Raw genomic sequence first — 21176 nt, forward strand, 5'->3', positions numbered from 1 at the left:
CCAAGCGAACGCAAGGACCTATTGGAATCGCGATACGCGCTGCCGCGCTTTGGCCCGCAAGACGCGCTGCCAACCATGGGCATAAACCCAGTGTTGCAAGCGCCGCACCCGTCGCCATCCCAAAACGGGCAACAAGGCTTGCATCACCCGACCGCCGCGCAAGGGCAATTCACTGCCGCCAAGCTGCTGGATTCGCTCGTTGGCAATCTCGGCGAGATCGAGATGTTCCGGATAGAACTGGTACAGCCACTGCTGGAACCGATCCGCACACAACTGGCGAATCTCTGTGGAATCCTCGCGTGCGAGCAACAAATCGGTCCCCAACTGGGTTGTCAACAGCGCCGACTCCATCGCGCTGCGTCCCTGGCTGCCGCTCAGAGCGCCCGCAACGCCGGTCCGATAACTGTAAATGGCCGAGGGGGCGTACTGGATCGATTCGGCAGCAAGTGCCAACGCGATGCTGAAATGGAAATCGTTGTTCAAAGATAAACGTCGATCGTACCCACCCGATTTTTCCCACACGCCTCTCGGAATCAACCACATCCAACCGCCCATCATGCCTTGATCGATCGTCAATGAATCGAAAAGCCAACGCATTGGATCGCGATACGAACAATTGGTGTGTTCCGACTGGACAGCAGGCTGTCGAAAATCGCGGGTGAAGTATCCCCAGCGACATGATGCGATGGCATTTGGGTGTCCAGCAAGTGCCGCCAACTGCTCCGCGACATGCTCTGGATGAATCCAGTCATCCGCGTCGAGAAGTTTGATGAAATCGCCGCTTGACTCCGCAACGCCGCGGTTGATCGCCGCCGATTGGCCTGCATTCTCTTGGAACACATATTTCAATCGCCGATCGCACACGCGCTTGATTCGGTCTGCGGTATCATCGCTCGACCCGTCGTCGACAACAACGACCTCTAAATCGCGCAGGGACTGTCCCAGCGCGGCCCGCAAAACGTCATCGATATAACGTCCAACATTGTACGCTGGAATCACGATCGATACCGTTGGCCGACTCACTTCGCCCCAGATCTCACTTCGAGAATTAACGCGATGTCATCGGCCAGCATCTTAGAAAACCATTCCGCGCCGACGCGATTAAGATGTTGGGAATTGTAAAACAGCTCACGATCGCCGCAAACAGGACTTGATGAGTAGTCAAGAAACGCTGCACCGTGCGAGTTTGCGATCGTGTTAAGTATCCGCACAACCTCTTTCCGATTTCGGCACAATTTCTGTCCCGGTTGGTATTCAGGAGTGAAAACCATGATAACTTGCGTACCATTCATACTCTGCTGGCCGACAAATTCATCCAAGCTCTCCCTTACGGCCGGATCGATCTCAGATTGGTACCCAATGGCATTTTCGTGTGCAAACACGTCGAAAGTACCATCCCAGCGAGTGTCGCGGCCAAGATACCCACGTTGACGTTCACTTTCGATCGCCGTGCCACCTAGAGCAACCCGCACGCCAAGCGTTAACAAATCGCTGCGGCCACGATAGCGATACATCGACAGCCATCGATCAAACGGATCAAATCCATCGTAGTGCGCGATTGCATCGATCAATTTTTCCCGATGGAAGTACGGCAGAAACTGCTCGTACTGAAAGACCGTCACTCTATCGTGCAAACTGGTCACCCCGACGGCAAGCACCATCACCGAAGGCTGTCGGTTAAACGCTAGAAATTCCTCGTAACGCACCCGCTGCATCGGAAAATGGTAGCCGTTAAACCCCAAGTTGAACGCGCTAATATCGAGCCGTCCACTTAAAATCTGCGGCGAAATATGGGCCATCGCACGCGAGGACCCTAGAATGATTAGATCAGAATCGACGCGAGAGTTGTATATATCATGCCAGGATCCAAACTCAGCGTGTCGACAGTCCCGCAAACCTGCCGAAACGATCTGATCCAGCGAATAAGCTACGCAAACACTAATGATAAGAAACAAGGCCAAGCGACCGATGTATTTTGTCATTCGTTCGTGAGCCTTTCGGCATCTGACGCGGCCCGTTTTGCCGCGATACGTTTGGCAAGTTCAGACGAAAACTCCAAAACTCCTGCAGAATTCAAATGGTGATTATCGTAAAACAGATCACCGCGAGTTCGGTAGATATCAGAAAAATCCCAGTATGCTAGTCCGCGGCTTTCGACCAACTCGTCAATCCAAGTTGTGCATGCTGGAAAATCAGAAACCAAACTTAGCTGGGCCCGTAAAGGCGCTTGGAATAACACCAATTCGACATCGTTATGTTTACACAGTTCGATTGTTTTCAACACGTACTTAACGGACAGACTATCAGGTATATACACCGCAAATTGGTCCGCCAAGGAAGCGGCATCCGGCGTGTCTCGCTGTTGCCCTCCCTTCCGATCATTCCAATAAGTTCCTGCGTTGCGATGTGGAAATAGATCGTATTGCGATGAAAATTCCATAAGTCGCAAAAACGGAATTCCGCTCCATGCCCAATATCGCGCCGCACCACAATGGTCGACGACGGTGCTTTGAACCTCGCGTTGGTCGTCGTAACAAAGCCAAATGTAGTCTTTAAAAGGATAGCTGAATTTATTGGCAAGCGTCAAATAATCAATTTGGTAGTAAACAGTATCAACTTTGTTGCCGCGCAGAAGCTTGGTCGCGAGCAGATATTGATCCCCTGCGCCAGCACCGCTCGCTCCAATGTTAATCGAGTTTGTATGGACGATATCATCGATCACCCGAGGATCAACCGTCATTTCGACGCGCGATGATCCGATGAAGGCTAAATCGAATTGGTTGCCGGCAAGGCTACATGCCCAATGGTACTTGCTGCGGCGGTTTTCAGTCAGACCGCCAGCGACATACAGCGCAAACCCTGAGTTGATTACGAAAAATGCGACAAGAAAAACCGACACTTTGACAAGGAATTTATCCATGCAGCGAGTGCCAACTAAACGTGATGTTCGGAGAACGGGTGCTACCAATGCAATATTGCTTGAAATCATTGGTAGACCAAGGTTTGACGTCGGCAATCATCCAACCATCAACAAACGATACTCAACGCACAAAACACCAGAATCATGGTAAAATCACGATCTCGCGTCGTCGAACTAAAATTGGAAGTAAATAAACTCGCTGGTGTCGCGGTACATCGCTATCCAAACCACGACAGAAAAAACCAGTTGGTACAGCGTCCAACGAACGCCTAAGGGAAGTCGATCAAAGCTGAATTGCTTCCATCTCGAAATCCACTCACTCGCGACGAGCGACACGACCAATATCATTGCAGGTTCGTATCGATAGCGCCGAAACGCAACCAAAACGCCACCTGGATAGGCGATGCATTGATCCACCATACGACATAGATAGGCATAGGCATCGGGCAACGTTTCACTGCGAAAGATGATCCAGGTGACGCAAATCGCTGCAAAGGTGATTACCATCTGCAACGTTTCTCGCAGCGATGGCAGCAGTCGCCCATCGGCAACCGATTCCGTGCCACGACCGCCCATCGGGATGAACAAGATCGGCATGATCATCAATGCGTTGACGGCGCCCCAAGCAATAAACGTCCAATTGGCTCCGTGCCACAATCCGCTGACAACAAAAACGATCAATAGATTCCGCGCGACCATCGCCTTGCTGCCCCGCGAGCCTCCCAAGGGGATGAACAAATAATCGCGAAACCAAGTGCTCAACGAGATATGCCAACGACGCCAAAACTCTGCCACATTGCGTGAAAAATAGGGAAAGGCAAAGTTTTGCATCAGGTCAAACCCGAGCAGACGCCCCAGTCCGCGAGCGATATCGCTGTATCCGGAGAAGTCCCCGTAGATCTGGAACGCAAAAAAAAACGCTCCCATCAACAACGTCCATCCCGACTGCGACGGGTAGTCCGCAAAGATATCGTTGACCAAGACCGCGCACGAATCGGCAACCAACACCTTCTTAAAAAATCCCCACAGGATCAACCGGCTGCCAGCGACCGCCGTTGCGTATTGAAACCGCCGCCGCACGAAGAACTGTGGCAACAGATGGCTCGCCCGTTCGATCGGGCCCGCGACCAACTGGGGAAAGAATGCCACAAACGCAAAAAATGCCAATGGATCGCGCGTCGACTTCATCCTTCCGGCGTGAATATCTAGCGTGTAGCTGAGCGTCTGGAAGGTGTAAAAGCTGATCCCAACGGGCAACACAATATTCAGCGTTGCAGCGTCCAGGGTGATTCCAATCGATTCGAATCCCGCAGCCAGCTCCGCAGCAAAAAAGTTGAAGTATTTGAAGCACCCAAGCAGTCCGAGATTAAAGACCAGGCTGCTGATCACGAGCCATCGTCGTCGCGCGTTGGACTTGCTAACATCGATCGCTCGCCCCGCGACAAAGTCGAAACAGCTGCTCGCGAAGATAAGCCCCAAAAAACGCCAGTCCCACCATCCGTAGAAGACATAGCTGGCGACAAGGACCAACAGATTCTGCCCCCACAACCAACGTTGCGTTGCCCAATACAAGGCAAACACAATCGGAAAGAATGCGAAGAACTCGGGCGAGTGAAATAGCATTGCTTAGGCAAGCATACCAAAAAGGTTGTTACAAATTTTCCCGCAGCTCCGAAACGTCCATCGGTTCGACAAGATTCAAGATCTCGCGGCGGTTGGCATCCAGCACGTGAAATTCGTAAAACGGATTCACCGTCGCCGGCAACCGATAGGCGGGATCTTCATCGTGATTGACGATCACACCGACACCCCAGTCGACGTCGACAACAAAACATCGCTTGTCCGTTTCGGTGCGGATTCGCTGATACGCCTTCCAACAAGTGCCGTTCCAAAAGCCCGCGGCTGGACTTTGCTCTCGAAAATTCTCGCGAGCATGGTGCAGCGTCGGCGGATTACAGTCGTGCAAGACAACGAAACCAGTGTCGGCCACGACCTGCAGCGCATTTTGGATATCGCGATACAATTGGTCGGCAAGATGTAAACCATCGAGAAAAATCACGTCGAAACGATTGTGTTCGATGTCCAATTGGTCGTTGTGAAGCTGGTCAAAAAATTCGTCGCTTGTCATCGGAAAGGTCGCGTGGTTGATTGCAGCCTCGTATCCTGGGTCGACACAAACTTTGAAGTCGGCGTTGATGCGATTGAAATTGTCTTCCAGATTGCGAACACCGATCTCCAGATACCGCTTTTGCTGGGTATTTTGCAGCAACGCATTGATGATATGAAACCGAGCGTGGCTGCGACGTTGCATCGCTTCGCTGGCAACCCGACATTCATCGAATTGCTGCTCAAGCCTCGCGTTGTAGCCCTTAATCGCATATTTTGTGAATGGAATTTTCATAAAACTTTGGGATACTTAGGTCGCGATACATGAGGCCATCGGCGGGAGACGAACGCGTTTACAATATCTGCAATGGAAAGATCCGAATCACGATAAAGCCGCCAGGCTTTCCGAATCCTCCGTTTTCGTAACGCTAGCGAGATGATTCGCCGGGCGTATTGTTTTTTCTTGAGATCGATTGCCTGATTTCTCTCGGCCTCCGACAACGGACAGTTACATCCCACTGCAGCAATGTCAAGTTCGTAGCCGCGACGCATGTAGACGTCGCTGGCATCGTCTTTTGTGAACTCCTGGGCGTCGTGCCGCCGCCACCAAACCAATCCGGGAGGCAGCAAGACGACAGGATATTCCGCCGCAAGCCGGTACCACAGTTCCGAATCGGACAAGACACCCCACTGCTTGCGAAATCCGCCTACCGCATCAAACGCGTCGCGGCGGATGATCGCGCCGGTCGGACCGCAACTCATGCAACCGCGTCCTAAGAAATGTTTGCGATACGCTTCGATCGATTTCAAATACCACGGATAGGGTGAAATGTCCTCGGGCATCGAATGCGCCAACGCCAGCGCGGCATCGGGATAGCGCTGCATCGCATCAACCATCACTTGTAAACCGTGTGGATAGATCAGATCGTCCGAATCGACGTATTTGATATACTTCCCGCGTGCAAGCGATGCTGCCTGCATGCGATTGCCGTAGTCTCCAAGATTCGAAGGATTCGACTCGACGCGGATGCGGGGATCCGACTGGGCAACGTCCTGGGCGATATCCAGGGAACCGTCGGTCGACCCATCGTCGACGACAACCACTTCGAAATTCGAAAAGCTCGATTGCAAAATACTAACGAGCGTCGCTTGGAGGTATTGTTCTCGGTTGTAGACGGTAACCAATACGGAAACGACAGGAGAATTGGAAACGGCCATCGTGGGTTAATGCAGCATTTCTGGCGAGTCGTCCGAACGCACCGGAGACAGCGTCAGCGATCGAGTTCGGTCGTCCATCGCCGATCGGGTCGGGAACCAGCGATCTTTCAACCGCAGAATTGGTCGTTCGAAATACTTGTGCGATAGATGGGCGACAAACACGGTAACCGCAAAGAACAAGGGAAGCTTGACGATCCACGCATGCCAACGCAGAATCGACAGCGGCCCCAGCAGCGAGAAATCGATGTTCGTCCAAATCGGATCAAACACGTACCACGTCAGCCACACGCCCAGCGGCCAATGGTAGACATAGATGCCGTACGAAATTTGTCCGATGTAGACGGCGATTCGGCTCTGCAGAACGGCAGCGACGCCGGGCACGCGAAAGCGGCCTTCCATACTTTTCGTCACCAACACCAGCGAACAAAATCCCAACAATGGCAACCGGAACACCTGATCCGTGGTGAGTGCGCAGCCAAGGACCGCAAACACGACGATTTCGAACGTCAAACTCTGATACCAAAACCGTGGAAACCAGCGCAGTGATACCGCGATCGCACCCGCAGCACCAAGTCCCAGCGATCCCATGCGATTTATCAGGCCGACGTAATTGTAGGGTTGCAGCGAGGGGAAAACATTCAGTACCAACTGTGAATAGCCGATCGCGACGATACAAATCGTGACAACAAACAACGCAACCAAATTACGTCTAAGCGTCAACGCAATCAGAGGCCACACCAAGTAAAATTGTTCTTCCACCGCCAGCGACCAAAGGTAGAACAAATTATTGCCCTCGCCCTTGAAATGCACCGTTGCATAATTCCATGTATACGTTGCCAAGTACAGCATGTTTTCCCGCGTTTGTGGAAAATTGCCAATCCAAAGCAAAAGCAAGGCGAAGTAGTAAACGGGAAAAATCCGTAACGAACGCCGACCCATAAACTTGACATAACTTTCACGGAATGATGAAGCGGGGTTTCTGATCAATATCGCTGTGATCAGGAACCCGCTGATCACAAAAAACAGGTCAACACCGTAATAGCCCGCGGCCCAGTAACTTCCCAGCGGACCACCGAAGTGCTCAACCAGCACCATGGTAATGGCGACCGTCCGCAATCCATCCATGGCGGCGTAATACGCTTTCTTTCCGGAACCCCCATCGACCATGTGAGACAGATCAAATTCAGATTGCTGTGCCCGGGGCGACTTTGGTCCTGTTGTTTTCATGCCAGACAAATGCAAAACTCTATTCACTCACACGCTTGCAAACGTCGAATACCGTTCTGTGGCCGAAAGCACTGTCATTACTGAAATTCCGCAAGAGGACTGGTCGATCGAGCGGTGCACATTTTTGCGGTTCACACAAACCGCGTCGCCCCAAACCACAATGTCTTCCACGATGTTTCTATCACGGTAATGATGTCAGACGTCGCTGGATTCTTCCAAATAATCCAAAGCAAGCCACGCTGACAGGTCTTTCCCAGTCAACTGGGCGGTTTCTTCTATGTCCCAGCGGAATCTGTCTAACCATTCCTCATAGATGATGCGATCGAGTGCGTTCTCGTAAATCCCCTCGCGCACGGTTCTCGCTTCGTACGTCAAACTGCTGTCAACACCCAAAAATTCAAAGCACTGACGTAGAGACTCATTGTGTCGAACACGAAATTCACGCATCGTCAAGAAGTGGAGTTGGGAGCGGCCGAACACTCGTATCAATCGACGAATTTGATTTGCATAATAACTTCGGTCCACGTATGAGTACATTAGGTTCTGATACGGAAGCGTGTCTTGCGAACGTCGGACGTCGGTTGCGAGTGCCTGGTTGAGTGATAACTGTTCAACGGTCCGACAACAATTCATCGCCCAAGCCGATCTCGCCCGATAAATGGGATGACGCAAAATCACGATCCACTTCATACCTGGGTTGTATCGCCAGATGTGCCCGGCCGCAGTCTCCCAATACATGTAGTCAGGTGTTGCCTCTCCACATGTTGTTCCGACCGCGGCGTGGGAGAACTTTCTTTCGTATGCCCAAGCCAAATATCTTCGTGTCACCTTAAAGCAATCCAGCCGAAAGCGGCCTGGGCTATTAAATTAATGCAGTTCCTTCTGCGCTGGGATAAAAATCTCGGGGTGGGCCCTGAGACTTACCGATAATACCGACATTCCACATTTCTGGGCGCCTCCGATCACGAACTTGACTTTTTTAGTCATCGAGTCGCTTCTGTTCATTTATGTTTGTTCAAACGACATCGTCCGTGAGCATCGATCCCCACTCTGTTCCCGCCAATGCTCCTGCCAACTCATCGTAATTTAATACCGAATCGAGCAAACTTTTGCTTTGTCGCACCATGCGACCGCTCACCGGTATGCGGTCGACATTCAAAAAAACGCAGCAAACGGTCTGTTGCTTGATCTTGATTAGCAACCAAGTCTTCATATACCATTTCCAGCATGGGATGGTGAGAAAACCGTTGGCGAGCTTTTGTTTCAAAGTTGCGCACCACTTGAAGTCGTGCGAGGCAGTCTTCTGGCGAGACTTTGACGGTCGCATCGCTAGGCAGTTGCGTCTTATCATGAGCACGGTAGACGCTGGTCTTGGTGCCGCAATCATGGAGATCACCGTCCGCAAGACGTTCCGCCGCGTCAAATGCACAATTCGCAGTCGCCGGTTTTGCAAGATGTATTGTTGCACGTCCCGTAACGCCGGCGCATTAAATCGATCGGCGTATTCTCCTTTCAGGCGGTAATAAAGGAACTTTGCGCCGACGGCTTTTTCGAATCCTTTCCTTTGCAAATCCTGTTTGAACTTCTTCAACAAGTGTCGATCGCTGAAGTCTTTGCGTTTCATTCGGCTATCGGTGAAGCGTTCTCCACAATGTTTTACCCGCGGGTGAGACGAAAGCAGATTCAACAACAAATTGGAACCGAATCTTCCGTTGGAGACGATGATGGACGCAATGGGACGCGTAAATATCAGCCGACAACGTAGCTGGATTCTTTTACTTGCTCACGAAGTTGTTGAGACATTGGCTAATCTGGAATTGTTAAGTGCTTGTTTCCTGGTTCGCCGCATGACCACCCGTCAAAACAGCCATTACCGGCTGCTTGACGATCGCGTTTAGGCTTGAACACGCTGATCTTAGCAGTTCCTTAAAGGCCACATCACCTGGAAACTGTGACCGTCTTAGACAGTTGAGATCGGACCTGTTCGATTATTTCTTTTGAGAGCGTTGTATTTTGAAACGATCCACCATCGGGGAAATAAGACATGGGCAACATATTCATTACGATGCGGCGTGCGACTCTCAACAGAACGTACGCCCTGTCGCGTGTTGCGATGGCAAATGTCAGATAGGATTGCACCACAAATCGTTGGCCCCAACTTGGGTGATGCGATGCCGTCCAATCCGACACAACCGCTTGCATGTTGGCTGTTGGTTTCGACGTATTGAACAGCAGAAACTCACACTCGACAAAATATTGCCCCGCCCAAGCCTCGACACTCCGGCGGTCAGCATCCGATAACGCTTTGGAACCTTCGAGTAGACGTACCCGCCGCGACTCGATCATGCTTTCCGACAACGAATTCGTGATCCTGGGTGACGCGTCGCGACGAACAAACAGATCCGGAAGGGCGGAATCGATCTTGGCGTAAGGTATCTTCCGCAACAAGGCGCGAATGTGTAAATCGGTGTCGTCTCCATACATCACCGCCTCATTAAATCCATTAAGGTCGTCGAGTGCGGTCCTTGTCCAAATCGGAGACGAGGTATGCCACGGTGGATCCGCCTGTATAAACCGCATCAGATCGGGTCCTGACTGAAAATCGTTCCAGCCGACTTCGGAGTCTCCCATCTGATGCTGGAACAAGAGAACCGGAAAGACCCAAAAACCTTGCTCCGGGTTCTGGGCAACGGAGTCCATTCGATTCGTCAGGCACCACGGTGCCATCAAGTCATCTGAGTCGAGAAATACGACGTGCGTTCCTCGACTCATCCCAACGCCCATGTTCCGGCACGCCGATGGTCCCTTGGGTTGACTGTCTCGTGCGACCACCTGAATCCGATCGTCGCGCATCTGCTGGATCGCTTCCCACTGGTCCGAATCGGACCCGTCATCTACAACAACCGCCTCCCAATTCGGGAACGTCTGCGCCCTCAGCGAAGCAATCGTTTCAACCAACAGATCCGCCCGATTAAAATGCGGGATGACCACGGTGACGAGAGGTGTGTTCATTGCAAGCTGCGAAAAGCTTTCAACTGACGCATCCGTCCAAGGCAAGGTCGGCGCGATACAATTGGTGGATGACCGATCGTTGTGCATCGGTCACTTCGAAGTCGCGTTCAATATGCCCCGTCGTATTCGTCTTTGTCGAAAAATCAATATCGGGAATGACCACCAATGACTCGGACTCCTCGACCCGCAAAATCTTACATTGCGGCCATCGCATTCGATGCTTACCAGCGAAAAACAGACGGTTTGTCCAGACCTGTGGATTGAAGTGGGCGTCGCGATGGTAGAGATCGGGTAACAAGTTCACAAATTCGTCAAAGCGGAAACGCAGGAATGCGTCTGCTATCTCAGAATCCGAGGCTCCCCTTGTGATGCCTAGATGTGAATACAGGATTTCGTGGCAATGCTGCCAACAAAATCCCTCGCAATCAATCCGCGTTGGCTGCTTTCGGTATTTGTCCATGAAGCACGAAACGGTACGCGAAACTGGAGATCGAACCAAATGATAAGCGGGTGGCAGGCCGCCATTTAAAATCTCGCGCATCAACATCCGGGGCCGCGGTACAACGTCCAGTTCGTCCCAGGCGGATGCGGCCGTAAACGCTGAGTACAAAACCTTGAAACTGACGAAGGCATAAACCCTGTGGCTGGAATTGTAGAAGACCGCCATCAAAACGCCCTCGTGACCGGCCCCACGGCGTTCAGAATTTTATCGATGTTCGAATATCTCGACGACTTCAAAAATTCCGGGTAATCCATTACTAATCGGTCTGCGGCCCCGTGGATGTCATTCAAGTAACTGAAGCGTTCGCGGAACCGAGCGAGGCAATCGAACTCCAACAGACGCATGTTGAAGTAGCGAACGCTCAGCGGCCAGAAGTCCCAATGCGACAAATTCAAATCGCTGTTTTTTAGATAACTCGTACCACCAATGTGGTAAAGACTTGCTCCATCACCAGGCAATTTGTTGAACGATCGCCCCTCGGCAAGCGACAGTAGCCAGTAGGCCTGCAACGTATCGAAGTAGCCCTTAAATTGTTCAGGGTACTCTCCCGGCTTATAACCGATCGTCCGCACCTCGTTTGCCGCGACTGTCGGCAATTCGACAGTAACATCTGCTGAAACGCCAAATTTATCGCGAATCCGTTGCACTGCAGCGCCGTGCAGCATCAAGAAAAACGTGTCGGGGATATCGAGACCGTGATCCGTTGTGGATTTCGTAAACGGTCCCGCTGCAAAATGCACATCGGGGTCCATTGAAACCGAATCGTAAAAGGTGGGATCGGTAACGAAACAATCGGGATCCTGGATGCAAAACGTTTCGGGACAGACAGAACAAAGGTCCTTCAGAACGTCGGCATGCGCAAGCATGCTTTGCGAGTTGCGTCGAAGCGAAGCGGACAGACGGACAAGTGGACGATTGGGAAGCGTCTTCCGCAACCAATACTCGTCATCGGCCGACACCGCATTCAGCACGATCACCGATTCGAAACCAGGCAAATCTTCGTGCATACAGAATGGTGCAAAATGCACCAATTCGGGCGTAAAGATGAAGAAAATGGGCACGCGGCCGCGGACTTTGCCGCCGGTGACAACCCGCCCCAAGGCACGCCGGTTGGTGTGTGACAGATGCGTCGCGCGATAGCGTCGAACCAACTTACGCAACATCGGTTGCCCCCTTGGTGCGTGTTAACGCCGATGCAAATTTTTGCAGACATCGCACCGGTAACGTACCGCGAAGCCAACGCCAATCCATACGCCAACCAATCCGTTCCGACGGATGCAACAGGTTGTACAACAGTGTGCGGTTCAGCGAGCACAAATTGTGCGGCCAAAGGTACTGGTAGGGGGGATCCACAAAGGCTGATAACTTTGTTTGGTCATATTCCTCTCTCTGCCCAGCGTGTAAATGGTAAGAGCGGACGGAAAAGGCAGGATTGATTACTAGATAGCCGGCCCGACGCAGTTCGTACATTATACGGTTGTCACAGCGGGGTACCCCAATGGGAAAATCGTCAACGATGTCCCGAGGCGGCCCACGAAAGATCCAGGCATCTTGAGTATCGTTGCGATTGAACAGGATTGCGGAACCATTATTGCGTACATCCCATCGCGTCAGGGCCACACACTGGTTAGCTTGCAAGGTCCGCTGAAGCGCGAGCAGCGAAGAGTCAAAGTAGATATCGCTGTTACAAACGATCGACAGATCGTCATTTGACTTGCAGGACTCCCGTGCCCATTCGAACAAGTCGCGATACAGAGGACGCCCTGAAATTGGACGCGCCTTAATCTTTGGGTGCTCAAACGGTCCCGAACAGGTTTCCAAAAGCAGGCAAACTTCATCAACAGCGTTGGCAGCAACGTTACGATGCAAACACTCAACAATCTCCGCCAAACGTGCATCGTCGGGCGCCAAATAGAACGAGGTGAACAGGCGAATCATAAAAAGCGAAGAAGACGAGACAAAACTTCAGAGCCGTCAATGCTGTTGCAGAGAAGATGACAATCTCATTTCAAGCAATCGTCGTATCTCGATTGAGAATAGCCGCGCGTCGACGACGCGTTTAGGAGTAGTCAAGATGCTCTTTCAAAGGGCTTGAATTCTTGACGAAAAAGAAGTCACCACCAGTTAGTGCGTTATCGTAAGGGCGGTAGTGGCAGTCGACAATGTCATACAAACAGTAGTTGTTGTCATAAAAGATGTTCATAAGTTCTCTTGGGGTAGCGCGATCGATGTAGGCTTGCAGGCACCCGAATTCAACGACAAACATCTCCGTCCGCTTTAACGCCTCGCTGCAACCATGCAACGCCCTGATTTCCGCACCCTGCAAATCGAGTTTTATTAATTGCGGAGCAAAACCGTGTTTATCGATCAGCGAATCGATAGTCACAACGTCAACATCAATTTGGCACCCGGCATCGCCCCGGACATGCGACTGAAGCGATGCGCTGGTTGCTTGGCTGGGATCCCCCCAAATATTAAATGCCAGCGTACCCGGTTCGTCCGCAACAGCTTTTGGAATCAATGTCGCGCGCCCGCAAAGCCCGGCAATGCTGTCCCGGATCTTCTGCTGCGTGTGCGGGTTAGGCTCGATGACCAGAAAGCGCGCGTCGGGGAAAATGGAACTCACCTCCGACGTCCAGCCACCCGTGAAGGCTCCGGCATCGATAATATCGCTGGCCACAAATCCGATTGACTTCGCTTGTGCAAGCCGCTCCTTGCAAGTCGGCAAGGCATGTTTCGGGACTGGCGGCGAGGCATCGCGCCGGATACGTGTGAGTTCCAATCCCATGGGTGCCAGAGAGGCGTTCAAGGCACGCTTAACAAAGTTTTTCATTGAAAATCGTATTTCCTGACCGCGGTGCTCAACGAAACAAATCGAGCTTTCTTAAAAGACGGTCCCGAAGCCGCGTCTTGGTCCATCGCTTCAGAAGTTTTCTGTAATGTCTCTGCATCGCGGAAAGATAGATATTGTTCTCGACAACCGGCTGGCGGCTGACGCGGATTCGGGACGCTAATCGCCACTGGCGATGAAAGCCCTCCGCATCTTCATGACAATTTTCTCCTGTCCCATCAAAGCCCAAATTCCGCACCATCGTTTTACGGGGGTACAGACACAAGCCATCATGCAAAAATATTGTCGCGTACCATTTTACCGCCCACGTGCTTAAATCGCCGTCGATATTCCGCTGAAGTTCCTCGTGATGAAACGAAACCCCACCGAGATCGAAAGCCCGTGCGTCTTTTTTCTGCACGCCGACCATCAACGCGTTTGCGTCCTCCTGGTATAGCGACCATGCACGCTGCCATGTCGCCCACCCCCAGGAGGTGCTTGTCCGCAAAAAGCCCGTTTGTGGAGCGAAAAAACGATTGCGAATGTTAAAAGCCGAAATCTGCATTACGGTGCTGTCGTTGCGATAAACGGCCAAACCATCATTCATATACCGCAAGAACCCTGGAGACGTTTCCAAATCGTCTTCCAACACAATTACGTCCCCATGCTTCTCGCAAACTGAGCCAACTCCTTCGACGATTGACTTGGCTAAACCGCGATTGATATCGGATTGGACGATTTTCACCTCACCGCACCACGGGCGTTCTCGAATAATTTTCCGCACCTCCTTAATCGCCTCGAGGGTCTTCAAGGAAGCATCATTGCGAGGTCCATCGGCGAAAATGTAGAGTAACGATTCCTTCGCAAGTCCGTTTCGTGAAAGGGATTCGAGTGTGGCACGCGTATGTTCAGGGCGTCCATAAACAAACAGCACTATTGGCGCAAGAGAGGAAGAATTCATGTGCTCTACCGCTCAAAGTGGCCGTCTAGAAATTCTCTCGACGGGCAAGAATAAACATGTCTCGTTTGGGTTGCTTCGGAAACATTTCGCGAAAGCGATTCGGCCGCCGCAACACTAGCTTCCCCCCTTCTCGCAGGGTCGCCTTCCAGCTCAGCGGAAGGAAAACGGAGTGTCTATAGATTTTCGTCTTGCAAACACGGAATCCAATCTTAGCAAGAATGCTTTCGACAATCCCACGGTTTGCAAAGCTGAGGTGGTCGGGGACGTAATACGGCTTATGGTGATCCACCGGTTTTAAATGGGAACTGTGACCTGTCTCCAAAAACAGAAGCCCCCCTGGCCGAATCAGTTGCCCCCAGTCACGGAGTGTCTCAATAGGGTCTGGCAAATGAGAAAAGACGTTCAGCGCCGACACGATATCGTATTCGCGATCATGTGACGATAGGTCAAAGTACGTCACATCCAATCCGTGACGATTGGCACTAGCGATCTTAGACTTGTTGGGCTCACACCCCTTTGCCGACACCTTGCCGCCGAAATACCGTTCGATTGAAGTAATGAACTCACCATGTCCACAGCCTATATCCAGCCAAGAGGCTGTTTGCTCCATCCGCTTCGGAAAAAAATCCTTGAGGATATCCAGATAGCGTGGAATTGCGGCATCGCTGAACATTCCCGTTGTGTCGATTAAATCGTCGCCACGATGCTGACCAGTTTTCGTCGCCGCAGTGATTTCGGATTGCGAAGGACGCGGCGAAAGATAGACGAGCCCACATGAACTACATTTGACAAGCTGAAATCCGTTTTCCGTGTCGTAGGGCGTGTTCCTAACGCTGCCACAATTGTAACATCCAACTCGTTCAATTTGCACCAAATTCCTCCTCATAAAGCAGACCTGCAACCATCAACCCTTGTCACATGAGCAACGCCACGGTTCGGAATAATTCAACACAAACATCCTGTAACTAGACTTCACGCGGGAATACCAAGTTCGACGGTCACCAGACGCGACGTTTTATTCACAAGTCAAGTTGAACCGGATAAACACTTCACCAAAGAACCAAATTACACCGTACTTCAGACAGCAACTTCTGGCTTATAAAGTAGCATACAAATAACATGGTACCCAAAGCCGGATTTCCCTGGATACCGCAACGCAAGCTCCCGAAACAGTGTTGCACTATCACTGCACTCGTAACCTGGTCTCAGCGGGACATCAGGAATCCCGACAAAAAAAACGGTCTCAAAAGGAGACTCTTGGACAATTCTCTCGTAGTCGCTGTAAAACAATCGATTCTGTTCATCCGAATGATAAACGAATTCGACTATGGCCTCACTCAATTCTGCATTTTGATACTGTTTCTGGCACCATCCACGCATTTCCTCTTTAGTCATTAAGAGGTGACTGTACGGGGGCAGGGCATGTGTTCGCCAACTAACAGTCTTTCCTTGAAATGAATCGATCCAGAGGTGGTGCCCCCAACTACCTGACCAGACGGGCCCCAACTCAGCCCACAAATAACCACCAGGACGAACAACACGAAACATTTCTGCGACTGCCAACTCTAGATCTCTAACATGTTCCAGGACCGACACTGATGTAATTACATCAAACTGGTTGTCGCCGAACGGCATATGCCGCGCATCAACCCGTTTCAACTGAACATTACCGAACGACTTTTCTTCACGAAGGCACGGGTTAATCCCAACACCACGAACAAGTTCACGTTCGTGGCTTATATATGCCATAAACTTGCCCGCGGGATCGCTGCCCACCTCTAAAACCGACTTTCCATCCAAACTACCACAACAAGCCTCGATGCTTCGAAGTGTGTTCACGTACTTTGGGGGCACTGTACTCGCAGATCCGTGCGTCGGCCGCAACTTTTCCGTGACGTGATGGAGCTTATTCAGACCTCGTGCGATTAGAGAGCGTTTCAATGTCTTGCCTAAAAGTATCGTTATAAACTCGGGTCTCAACAGCCGACCATACCGTTGCAAATATCCATGAGCCCTACTGCGTTTGCGACGCATAAAGCTCTAACGCCTTCTTAACTCCAGCGTGGAAGTCCACTTTGTGCGAAAACCCGTACTCCACCTGTTTTTTGGTACATCCACCGCGTGCATGTACCCCAGCAGGTTTGTCGGACAATCCAACCACCTCGGGCTCGTAACCGCATTCCTCCGCCGCGATGCGGGCAAATTGCTTAAAACTGGTGTAGATGCCCGTCGAGAGATTCAGTGCGTCGCCATCATTGATCTTATCCATCGTGGCGAAGACGCCGTCGACACAGTCTTCGATGTAGATGAAATCCCGCATTTGGTCCCCAGTCCCCCACACCGTCAACTTCTCCTCGCCGACATGGGCCATCGCCCGCTTGCAAATGCTCGGGAACGGATAGCTGTCATCTTGATCCTCCCCATATCCGCTAAACGGACGGTAACAAACCGACTTCAAGCCGTGCTTCTCGTACGCCAACCGTGCCAAATATTCGCAGGTCAGTTTCGCCCAACCGTATGACATGTCGGGCATTCCGATGTCGTCGTCAAAGGCAATCATATCTTCGGATAGAAGCTGGTACCCCTGTTCGCGCTGACGACCGATCGGATAGGCAGCGCTGCTACTGAAGCAAACCGTTTTAGCAGGCTTGACCTTCTTGGCCCACTGCCAATATTCGGCGTCAATGGAAAGGTCGTCCGCAACGGCAAGCGGACTATTTTCGATCATCGCCCGACCGCCAACCATCGCCGCCAAATGAAAGACGTAGTCGAAATCATCGTCGTCATGTTCGCGAAACCACTGTCGACAATCCTGTTCATAAAAATGAAAACTGGAATAGTCGAACGGAGCATACAATGGAAACCCACCGTCTGGATGGATCCCCCCGGTATCACGTGCGATCGGATCGACACAGTGCACCTGATCCCCGTTGTCGAGGCAACGCTTAACAAACCGGCGACCAACAAATCCGGCGCCGCCGGTGACTAGAATCTTCTTCATGAACGGATACTCGATGTTGTGAGAACGCGGAAAAAGTTTGCGTATAAATCGGCACATTGCCCCGCAGACCACTGCGACAGCGCGAGCTCCTGGTTCTGCTTCCCGAGCGTGCTATCGGAAGCCAAGTTGAACCCACGCTCCATCGCCTTGGCGGCGGTCGCCGGTCGCTCGGGATCAAACACAACGTTTCCGGTTTCGCGCAGCAGATGACCAACATCAAGCCAGTCGGGACCAACGACAACTTTCCCAAAAGTCATTCCCAAGGTGATATTGCCGGAATTTAGTACTTTGAGCCGAGGGATGAACAGTACATCGGCAGCATTTAAATAGAGCTGTGTATGGTTGTCTTCAACGAAGCTGTAATTCAGGCGAAATCGGGGATGTAAGCGGTAGTACAGACGAGTCAAATCACGCAACCAATATTTTAAACGAATCCACGAGACATGGTACAACTTCTCTCGCCATCGGGAAATCAATAAAAACTTATTTTTGTCGTCGATATTTTGAAACGTGTTTAAAATCAACGCTCGCTCTGCGTCATTCCGTACCGCCCCAAAGACGAGCATGACGCGTGCTTCCTTAGGAATCCCGAGCTGATTTCGTGCTTCCACGCGTGAAATTACATTTGGCAAGCTGCAATAATTTTGATGTGGCACGATTACATGCTGCGGCGGACCGTGCACAAACGCCGTATCGGAGTATCGGCTGTTGAATTCATCAATGCTTGGTTGAGCAAAATGGACGATGCCATGCGCATATCGATAAACCATTTCATACAATTGCTCCCAACGCGGATTGGTTGTCGCCAAGTGAGGCAACAACACATGCCGCGTAAAAACGATCTTGGAGCGTGCTGACCAATACGCCATACGTGCTTCAATATCCGAAAACATTTGGTCATCGAGCGCATCGTCGAAATAGGCCTGCTGAACCTCGTTGGTGAGATATTCGGGGAAGTGCAAATGCACGACATCAAAGTCCCCCTCTCTGTTCCAAAAACGCCGATGGTCGTGAGTCAGTTCGTGATTTTGGGCAATCGCTGCGTTCAGATCGACAAGAAAGCGATTGCTGGGAAGCGGAATATTACCAACGAGAATTCGCATTATGTAGGAATGGCTATATTAGGAATCGGGTGTTATTCATGACAGGTGCTCGCAGAGCACGGCTATTCCGCACTAATAAATCGATTTTTCACCGACAAAACTCGGTCGATGACTGGAGTAGATCGAAACGCCTCACGCACCGTTTGGTCAAAAAAACCATAACGTTCCCGAAATTGACTTGGTTCATGCAGCAACCAGATGCCGATTGCCTTGGCTGCCTTCCATCGCTCACCACGCCCGGCGCGAAATTTTGCGTATCCGCGGCGATAGGCCTGCATGATGTCCGAACGAACCCTTCCGTTTCGGAAGCACTGCCCAAGGTCTCGCCACCACAATTCCATGTACTTGTGATGTTCATCCACCTGGGTCATGCGATTGTTGGCATGTACTCGCCGGACGACGACGGGGGTTGCCAGGTTGCCAGCCGCTAACCGCCCAAAAGCGCTCATCCGCTTCCACATGTGAGTGTCCTGTTGCAGCCGAAGCTCGGTATGAAAAAGGCCAACCCGATCAAAGAACTCGCGCCGGACCGTGATGGTATCGGTGCTGAAATCACCTTTGATCGTCGGATGCGCGTGCAACAAGACCAGCGGCAACTCTTCGGGCGTCGGCACGCCCCCGGTCAGCGTCAGCAATTCAGGGCGCCCTTGATCGAGCCACATTTGCCGCAGTGACTCGCTCTCGTAGTGATTTCCTAGCGCGTTGTAGACGCCATCGATCGTTGAGTCTTGGGACAGGATCTGTTTGTCCGCTTCGAAGCGGTTTTCCAGATACCAATCGTCTGCATCGAGAAATGCGATGAACGGAAACTGGGAGTGCTGGATGCCCAGGTTGCGACTGGCGCCTGCCCCACGGTTCTCGCCTCCGGGATGCTGCAACATCCTGACTTTTTCAAACTCTTTTTCCAACTGGCGGCAAACATCAATCGCCCCGTCGGGCGATCCATCTTCGACCAGAATGACCTCACCCACCTCCGGCAACGCCACCGCCGACTCTACCGCACATCGGACCATACCCGCAGCGTTATAGACCGGCGTAACGATCGATACCGCGAATTTTGGTGAACGCTTCATGACGTAGCGAGAACGCTTTGGAACAGATTGTCATACTCCTCCAAAACCCGTTCGGGACGAACAAGATTCGTGACAGAAGCCTTCGCGTTCTTTCGCATTCTAGCACGCAGTTCCGACGAATTCGCCAATTCCATCGCACGTTGAATCAAAGATTCCATGTCCATAAATGGAACGACGAAGCCATTGACACCGGATTCAACCAGTTCACGATTGCCCCCCACGTCCCAGGTGACAACCGGTAGCCCCAACGCAAGTGCCTCGACAAGTGCACTACTGAAGTTTTCTATCAGCGTTGGGGAAACCGCCCAGTCACACGCCGCAACGTCCGCCAGATTGCGAATGTAGGACTGGGAACCTGGCGCATAGACTACGACTTGTTTTGGTAATTGGTCTAATTCGAATCGAAGCGTTTGAGAAATAGCTCCCGAGACAAAAAAAGCGATGTCACCCATGACAGAAAGGCGACGAATGATTTCGCACGTGTATCGTTCACCCTTTATCACCGCACCACCCGATGGAATGTAGACCAACGTTGCTTGCGAAGAAACACCGAGTCGCGTTCTCGGAGAAGAGTCCCCCAGTTGATCCAAAAATTCCGTATCGACAAAATTCCGAATGACCCGAACATCACAGTCCGGGTTAAAGGTCTGGCGTGTCACGTCCGCGATGTACTGAGAGACAGCAGCAACGGCATCTGCCTTTCGGAACGCCCGCAATTCCAACCGGTGCGCAAGTTGCAGGTCGATCCACGAGTACTGCGTTGCGATTGGATTGCCTTCAAATCGACGATAATTGTGGTGTGCGACCCAGATCAACTTGCTGTCGGAGGGAAGCTTGAGCGCCAGGGCGGGAACAAAATTATCGGGGCATAGGACAAAATTGGGACGGAACGATCGTAGCGAACGGTTCAAACGCCGCACCGCGGGAATGATCCGCAATATACGTTGACAATTCGTAGCTGCTTCCCCCTTTGCGTACCGCCTAATCCAAGCGGATGCTGCCGCCTGTAGCATCCAGGCCAGTGGGGCCGCAGTCTTCGCACGTGTCACGTTGGGCTCAACCGCCGCGTCATTATCGTCGAACGCAAAGATGCCGACGTCATGTCGTTTCCGCAGGCATCTGGCCAGGTTAAAATGTGCTGCCGCGATGCCTCCGCCCTTGGGCGGGTAGGTGCGCGTGATAACGGCAATGCGGTAACGTGGGGGCATCAGCAAACGCTTTAC

General features: G+C 51.7%; 21 protein-coding genes. All 21 read right to left on the bottom strand.

Annotation, left to right across the window (positions count from 1 at the left end; all coding sequences use genetic code 11):
* Nucleotides 1-18 precede the first annotated feature (18 nt).
* The 21 genes from EC9_RS14690 to EC9_RS14790 all read right to left on the bottom strand — a co-directional run bounded on the left by EC9_RS14690 (nt 19) and on the right by EC9_RS14790 (nt 21161).
* Nucleotides 19-1023 carry a glycosyltransferase family 2 protein gene (locus tag EC9_RS14690; protein WP_218934148.1) on the bottom strand — a complete coding sequence of 335 codons (1005 nt, stop codon included), beginning with the start codon at nt 1021-1023 and terminating at the stop codon, nt 19-21.
* Complete coding sequence (locus EC9_RS14695) at nt 1020-1982, bottom strand: hypothetical protein (protein ID WP_145346416.1); 963 nt, start codon at nt 1980-1982, stop codon at nt 1020-1022. Before EC9_RS14695 ends, EC9_RS14690 begins: the two co-directional genes overlap by 4 nt.
* Complete coding sequence (locus EC9_RS14700; RefSeq protein WP_145346419.1) at nt 1979-2989, bottom strand: hypothetical protein; 1011 nt, start codon at nt 2987-2989, stop codon at nt 1979-1981. Before EC9_RS14700 ends, EC9_RS14695 begins: the two co-directional genes overlap by 4 nt.
* A 105-nt stretch (nt 2990-3094) precedes the next feature.
* Entirely contained in the window at nt 3095-4543 is a 1449-nt protein-coding gene (locus EC9_RS14705; RefSeq protein ID WP_145346421.1) for an MBOAT family O-acyltransferase, read from the bottom strand.
* A 28-nt stretch (nt 4544-4571) separates the two neighbouring features.
* Complete coding sequence (locus EC9_RS14710; protein ID WP_145346423.1) at nt 4572-5321, bottom strand: class I SAM-dependent methyltransferase; 750 nt, start codon at nt 5319-5321, stop codon at nt 4572-4574.
* Nucleotides 5318-6244 (bottom strand): glycosyltransferase family 2 protein, encoded by a 927-nt coding sequence (locus tag EC9_RS14715; protein ID WP_145346425.1) that lies wholly within the window; start codon nt 6242-6244, stop codon nt 5318-5320. The genes EC9_RS14710 and EC9_RS14715 overlap by 4 nt, the downstream gene beginning before the upstream one ends.
* Nucleotides 6245-6250: 6 nt before the next feature.
* Nucleotides 6251-7471, bottom strand: coding sequence for an acyltransferase family protein (locus EC9_RS14720; protein ID WP_145346426.1), 1221 nt, complete (start codon nt 7469-7471; stop codon nt 6251-6253).
* 195 nt (nt 7472-7666) lie between these two features.
* Nucleotides 7667-7918 (bottom strand): hypothetical protein, encoded by a 252-nt coding sequence (locus EC9_RS14725; protein ID WP_145346428.1) that lies wholly within the window; start codon nt 7916-7918, stop codon nt 7667-7669.
* Between the two features lie 568 nt (nt 7919-8486).
* On the bottom strand, nt 8487-9095 hold the full coding sequence (locus tag EC9_RS14730) for a hypothetical protein (protein ID WP_145346430.1): 609 nt from the start codon (nt 9093-9095) through the stop codon (nt 8487-8489).
* Nucleotides 9096-9409: 314 nt separating this feature from the next.
* The gene (locus EC9_RS14735; RefSeq protein ID WP_218934149.1) at nt 9410-10483 is read right to left on the bottom strand and encodes a glycosyltransferase family 2 protein; all 1074 of its coding nucleotides are present in this window, start codon (nt 10481-10483) and stop codon (nt 9410-9412) included.
* A 19-nt stretch (nt 10484-10502) separates the two neighbouring features.
* Nucleotides 10503-11150, bottom strand: coding sequence for a sulfotransferase family 2 domain-containing protein (locus tag EC9_RS14740; RefSeq protein ID WP_145346434.1), 648 nt, complete (start codon nt 11148-11150; stop codon nt 10503-10505).
* Entirely contained in the window at nt 11150-12148 is a 999-nt protein-coding gene (locus tag EC9_RS14745) for a hypothetical protein (protein WP_145346435.1), read from the bottom strand. Before EC9_RS14745 ends, EC9_RS14740 begins: the two co-directional genes overlap by 1 nt.
* Complete coding sequence (locus EC9_RS14750) at nt 12138-12923, bottom strand: hypothetical protein (protein WP_145346437.1); 786 nt, start codon at nt 12921-12923, stop codon at nt 12138-12140. Before EC9_RS14750 ends, EC9_RS14745 begins: the two co-directional genes overlap by 11 nt.
* Before the next feature lie 121 nt (nt 12924-13044).
* Complete coding sequence (locus tag EC9_RS14755) at nt 13045-13818, bottom strand: FkbM family methyltransferase (RefSeq protein ID WP_145346439.1); 774 nt, start codon at nt 13816-13818, stop codon at nt 13045-13047.
* 28 nt (nt 13819-13846) lie between these two features.
* The gene (locus tag EC9_RS14760; RefSeq protein ID WP_145346441.1) at nt 13847-14776 is read right to left on the bottom strand and encodes a glycosyltransferase family protein; all 930 of its coding nucleotides are present in this window, start codon (nt 14774-14776) and stop codon (nt 13847-13849) included.
* Nucleotides 14777-14801: 25 nt separating this feature from the next.
* A complete protein-coding gene (locus EC9_RS14765) occupies nt 14802-15647 on the bottom strand; it encodes a class I SAM-dependent methyltransferase (RefSeq protein ID WP_218934150.1) in 846 nt (281 codons plus the stop codon).
* A gap of 206 nt (nt 15648-15853) precedes the next feature.
* Nucleotides 15854-16615, bottom strand: a complete 762-nt coding sequence (locus tag EC9_RS14770) for a class I SAM-dependent methyltransferase (protein ID WP_218934151.1) — start codon at nt 16613-16615, stop codon at nt 15854-15856.
* A gap of 175 nt (nt 16616-16790) precedes the next feature.
* Nucleotides 16791-17777, bottom strand: a complete 987-nt coding sequence (locus EC9_RS14775; protein ID WP_145346447.1) for an NAD-dependent epimerase/dehydratase family protein — start codon at nt 17775-17777, stop codon at nt 16791-16793.
* A complete protein-coding gene (locus EC9_RS14780; RefSeq protein ID WP_145346449.1) occupies nt 17774-18880 on the bottom strand; it encodes a glycosyltransferase family protein in 1107 nt (368 codons plus the stop codon). The genes EC9_RS14775 and EC9_RS14780 overlap by 4 nt, the downstream gene beginning before the upstream one ends.
* 62 nt (nt 18881-18942) lie before the next feature.
* Nucleotides 18943-19953 carry a glycosyltransferase family 2 protein gene (locus EC9_RS14785; RefSeq protein WP_145346451.1) on the bottom strand — a complete coding sequence of 337 codons (1011 nt, stop codon included), beginning with the start codon at nt 19951-19953 and terminating at the stop codon, nt 18943-18945.
* Nucleotides 19950-21161 carry a glycosyltransferase family 4 protein gene (locus EC9_RS14790; RefSeq protein ID WP_145346453.1) on the bottom strand — a complete coding sequence of 404 codons (1212 nt, stop codon included), beginning with the start codon at nt 21159-21161 and terminating at the stop codon, nt 19950-19952. Before EC9_RS14790 ends, EC9_RS14785 begins: the two co-directional genes overlap by 4 nt.
* Nucleotides 21162-21176: the final 15 nt, after the last annotated feature.

It is taken from the genome of Rosistilla ulvae (assembly GCF_007741475.1).
GTDB lineage: Bacteria > Planctomycetota > Planctomycetia > Pirellulales > Pirellulaceae > Rosistilla > Rosistilla ulvae.